At 61.5% G+C, this 3,784-nt stretch carries 3 protein-coding genes and 2 pseudogenes; 2 read left to right on the top strand and 3 right to left on the bottom strand.

What is annotated here, in order from left to right:
- Positions 1-241 precede the first annotated feature (241 nt).
- Together QKE30_RS10690 and QKE30_RS10685 are read left to right on the top strand one after the other, a co-directional pair.
- Positions 242-352, top strand: a pseudogene (locus QKE30_RS10690) (IS3 family transposase); the annotation flags it as partial.
- A gap of 64 nt (positions 353-416) precedes the next feature.
- Positions 417-752, top strand: a complete 336-nt coding sequence (locus tag QKE30_RS10685) for a hypothetical protein (RefSeq protein ID WP_239202844.1) — start codon at positions 417-419, stop codon at positions 750-752.
- On the opposite strand, the gene QKE30_RS10680 is transcribed toward QKE30_RS10685, so the two are convergent.
- The 3 genes and pseudogenes from QKE30_RS10680 to QKE30_RS10670 form a co-directional block, all read right to left on the bottom strand.
- Positions 734-1,342, bottom strand: coding sequence for a hypothetical protein (locus QKE30_RS10680; protein WP_239202845.1), 609 nt, complete (start codon positions 1,340-1,342; stop codon positions 734-736). The two genes, QKE30_RS10685 and QKE30_RS10680, sit on opposite strands and share 19 nt — an antisense overlap.
- A gap of 58 nt (positions 1,343-1,400) precedes the next feature.
- A pseudogene (locus QKE30_RS10675) lies at positions 1,401-1,529 on the bottom strand (alpha/beta hydrolase); the annotation flags it as partial.
- An 810-nt stretch (positions 1,530-2,339) separates the two neighbouring features.
- The gene (locus QKE30_RS10670; RefSeq protein ID WP_010188194.1) at positions 2,340-3,650 is read right to left on the bottom strand and encodes a lipase family protein; all 1,311 of its coding nucleotides are present in this window, start codon (positions 3,648-3,650) and stop codon (positions 2,340-2,342) included.
- Positions 3,651-3,784: the final 134 nt, after the last annotated feature.

The raw sequence follows: 3,784 nt of genomic DNA, 5'->3' as shown, positions 1-3,784 counted from the left end.
AACGATCTCACTTCTTGATTGTGGAATCGAAGAATGCCTAGCTTTTCTAGGAGATTTTTCTGCTGCTTCTTCAATGACTTCGTCCCGTACAGCCGACCAAAGAAATCCATTGATTCCTTTACAGTCATAGTGTTTAGGGCTAGGGGAGATTGCGACAAATATGCGACACTTGACCTCTGCCAGTGAGTAATTGCGGACGCATCTCTGCCTTCATCTATCCAGATGTGGCCGGAAGTAGGGCGTAGTACGCCGGCGCGACGTCTTCGCATGGTGTGCGCGCTACAACAACGCCCGAAGGCACTCCTGGTGCAAGTACCTCACACCCATTGAGTACGAAACTCACGCTTCCTAACAATGCGCTAGAGTAAAGCCAATAATTTCACCCCCACGGTGTCTACTTTCCGGGGGCCGGGCCCATGAAGGGCGTGCCGTACTATCCGCTCCATTTTGACGATATTGACCACGCCACCGACTGGGTCGAACGATTTACCCAGTACTACAACCACAGGCCCCACAGCAGCATTTGCGGCTACACGCCCCAAAGCGTCCTCGACGGCACCTGGCACACACTCAAGAAGAACCGCTGCGCCGCCATCGACAACGCACTCGCAAAACGATGGATCAACACCCAGCCGGCACCACCGAAAGACCTACCGAGCCCAGTCACCATCATCCGCACCAGCACAACACCCACACCCCAACCCCACACCATCAAAAACCAACCACAAATCGTTCACAACCACTTGACATGAAGCGGCACCGAGTGCTGTGTGGACATGTTCACTGTACCACTGTGGTCAGTCGGGTACCAGTGGACTTCCACGCGATTGTTGCGCGGATTACCCACGAACTGGCGCACCCACATGTCGGAGTTGAGGACCAACCCGATCGGAGTGGGCACGTCCATGTCCTGGAGGCCGTGGCCGAGGAACACCGGTTTATCGTAGCCGGCGACCGGGGTGGCCATGAAGTCACGGATCGCTTGCTCTGCACCGGGGACGTCGCGAATCGGCTTCGTGAACGCCCTGGCCAAGTTGGTCCCGTCGACGGCGTCGCGCACCTCGTAAAAGCAGCTCTTTTTGGATTCGGCTATCATGCGGCGGCCTTCGTCGGAAAGCGCGGGATTGAAGTCGATGTGTGGGTTCGCTTCTTGCACCGCCGCCAGGATGTACAGGCCGTAGGTGCCCAGGGCGGGCGGCAGCGGAACCGGCGGGAACGTCGGACCCGCGGCGATGATGATCTCCTCCACGTACGCTGGCGCGCCCGTCGCAATGGCGCCACGGTAGTCCAGTCCCAGGTTTTGGCTCAGTGGTGTCGCCCGGTGCGCGACGTGGAGCGCCACTCCCCCCTCCTTGTGACTGCCCGATCACCGCCCACTTTTTCGCCAGCTGCCCCTGCGTGCCCGCCATCTTGTGCGCAGCCGCCACCGAGTCGACCACGTTTTCCGCTGCCAACTTGCCGTTGAGGTAGCTGTGCAGGCCGGGCGAGTCCAACCCGACGTAATCCGTCGCCACGATGGCGTACCCCATGTCTAGCCAGCGGTTGAGGTACTCCGCGTCGCGCGGCATGCGCGCATCTATTGACGGCGCACACTCATCCCCCATGCCCACCGCGCCGTGCGCCCATGCGAGCACCGGCCATCCGCCCTCCGGCGTCTGGCCATTCGGGAGATATACCACCCCCGTGCTGGTTGCGGGGCGTCCGTGCTGGTCAGTGGTTGTGTAGGCGACGCGGAATCGCTTCGACGCGCTACCCAACCCCGCCCGCGGATCAAGCGGTACCTCCGCCAACACCGTACCGGGACCTCCCTGCGGCGACACAGCGGGGAGACCATTGCGGAAGATCGGTTCATTGCGCTTTGCGACGTCGCGCATCGGCACCCCCTGCTTCACCGCCCCCACTGGCGTGACATCCGCCATCGAGCCGAACGCCGTCTGCGCACGCGCTGCAGGCAGTGACGCTGCCGTGCCGGATAGCCCCGCCATCAGGGTCGCGGCGTCTACCGCAGCTGCGCAGGCCTTAGCCCATGCTTTCCCCGCCGTAGTCTGTGCAGCCCTATCTGGTCCCGTCGTGGCTTTAGTGCGTCCCATATCTGCCTCCTGCATGTCTCCCGCGGGCGCAGCGTTGAATCCGCGTTGAATCTAGGTATCTTTTTTACCCAGAATGACTGCCCGGCGGAGCGAAACCGCGACCGAGATGCAGGCCTGGCGGCTGTTCAACCGGCCTTGTCACTGCGGTGGCCGCGAGGGGTTCTGGGACGATGATGCCCTTCTGGATAGGGACATCCACCCCGAGCTACAGGTATAGCCCGGGCAAGGAGTTCAGCCTCCAACTGAGGCTTAGTTCATGATCCCGTCCAGGAACGGTACGGAGTCGGCGGTGGACTCGTTCATCGTGTCAACGTGGTCGGCCGGGTACCACCTGACCACCACTCGGTTATTGCGCGGGGAGCCGATAAACTGGCGCAGCCACATGCTGGAGTTGAGGATCACCCCGATCGGAGTGGGCACGTCCGAATCGAACAAACCGTGTCCCAAGAAGACCGGCTTGTCGTAGCCGGAAACCGGGGTGGCCAGGAATTCACGGATTGCGGCATCCGCCCCAGGCACCTCACGCAGCGGCTTCTTGAACGCCCGCGCCAGGTTCACACCTTCCATCGCCTCACCGACCTCGAAGAGGCAGCTCTGCTCGGACGCGGCGATCATGCGGCGGCCTTCGTCGGTAAGCGCTGAGTCGAAGTCGATGTCCGGGTTCGCCTCGTACACAGAAGCCAGGACGTAGAGCATGTACGTTCCCATGATCTCCGGAAGCGGCATGGGCGGGAAGGAGGGGCCAAAGGTGAGCAACAGATTCTCAACGTACGCCGGCGCGCCCGTGGCCACCCCGCCGCGGTAGTCGAACTCGAGGTCTTCGCTCAGCTCCGTTGCCCTGTGCGCGACGTGGAGAGCCACACCGCCGCCCTGGGACTGCCCGATCACTGCCCACTCGTCCGCCAACACGGGCTCAGTGTCCGTTGTCGCGTCCATCTGGTGCGCAGCCGCAACAGAGTCCACCACGTTTTCCGCCGCGACCTTGCCGTTGAGGTAGCTGTGGAACCCGGGCGAATCCAACCCCACGTAATCCGTGGCGACGATTGCGTAGCCCTCGTCCAAGAAGGTGTTGAGGTACTCTTCCTCGACCGGCCACAGGGGGTTGATTGACGGTGCGCATTCATCGCTCTGACCCACAGTGCCGTGCGCCCATGCCAGCACCGGCCAGCCGCCCTCCGGCTTCTCGCCCTCCGGCAGGTACACTGCTCCGGTGCTCACAGCAGGCTTTCCGTGCTGGTCAACGGTGGTGTAGGCGATGCGGTACTGCTCCGACGCACTCGAAAGTCCGACATTGACATCTAGCGGCACCTCAGCCAGCACAGTGCCCGGCTCGCCCTGCGGTTCCACGTCAGGCAAGCCGCTGCGGTAGACCGGCGCATCCCGCTCAGGGACTTCCCCCATCTCTGAGCCCAGGTTCACCGAACTGCCGGCCTCGTCGACAATGGAGCTCGACGAGCTTTGCGCCTGCGCCACCGGGGGTGTTGCCATCATGCCAACGCCCAGCGTCAGTGCGCTCAACGCGGCCAGTGCGCTCCCGGCAACTCGCTTGTTCTGCTCCATGCAATGCCTCCTGATCGAGAAATGAGGTTTCTTACAACCTACACAAAAACTAAACTTTTTCTACATGTATTGTTTATATAAAAGCTACATGTTTGTTACACAGGCAACGCGTTGTCAGTGCTCTTCGAAATGTA

The organism is Corynebacterium sp. c24Ua_83 (assembly GCF_039907245.1).
GTDB lineage: Bacteria > Actinomycetota > Actinomycetes > Mycobacteriales > Mycobacteriaceae > Corynebacterium.
This window is presented reverse-complemented; position numbering and strand designations above follow the sequence as displayed.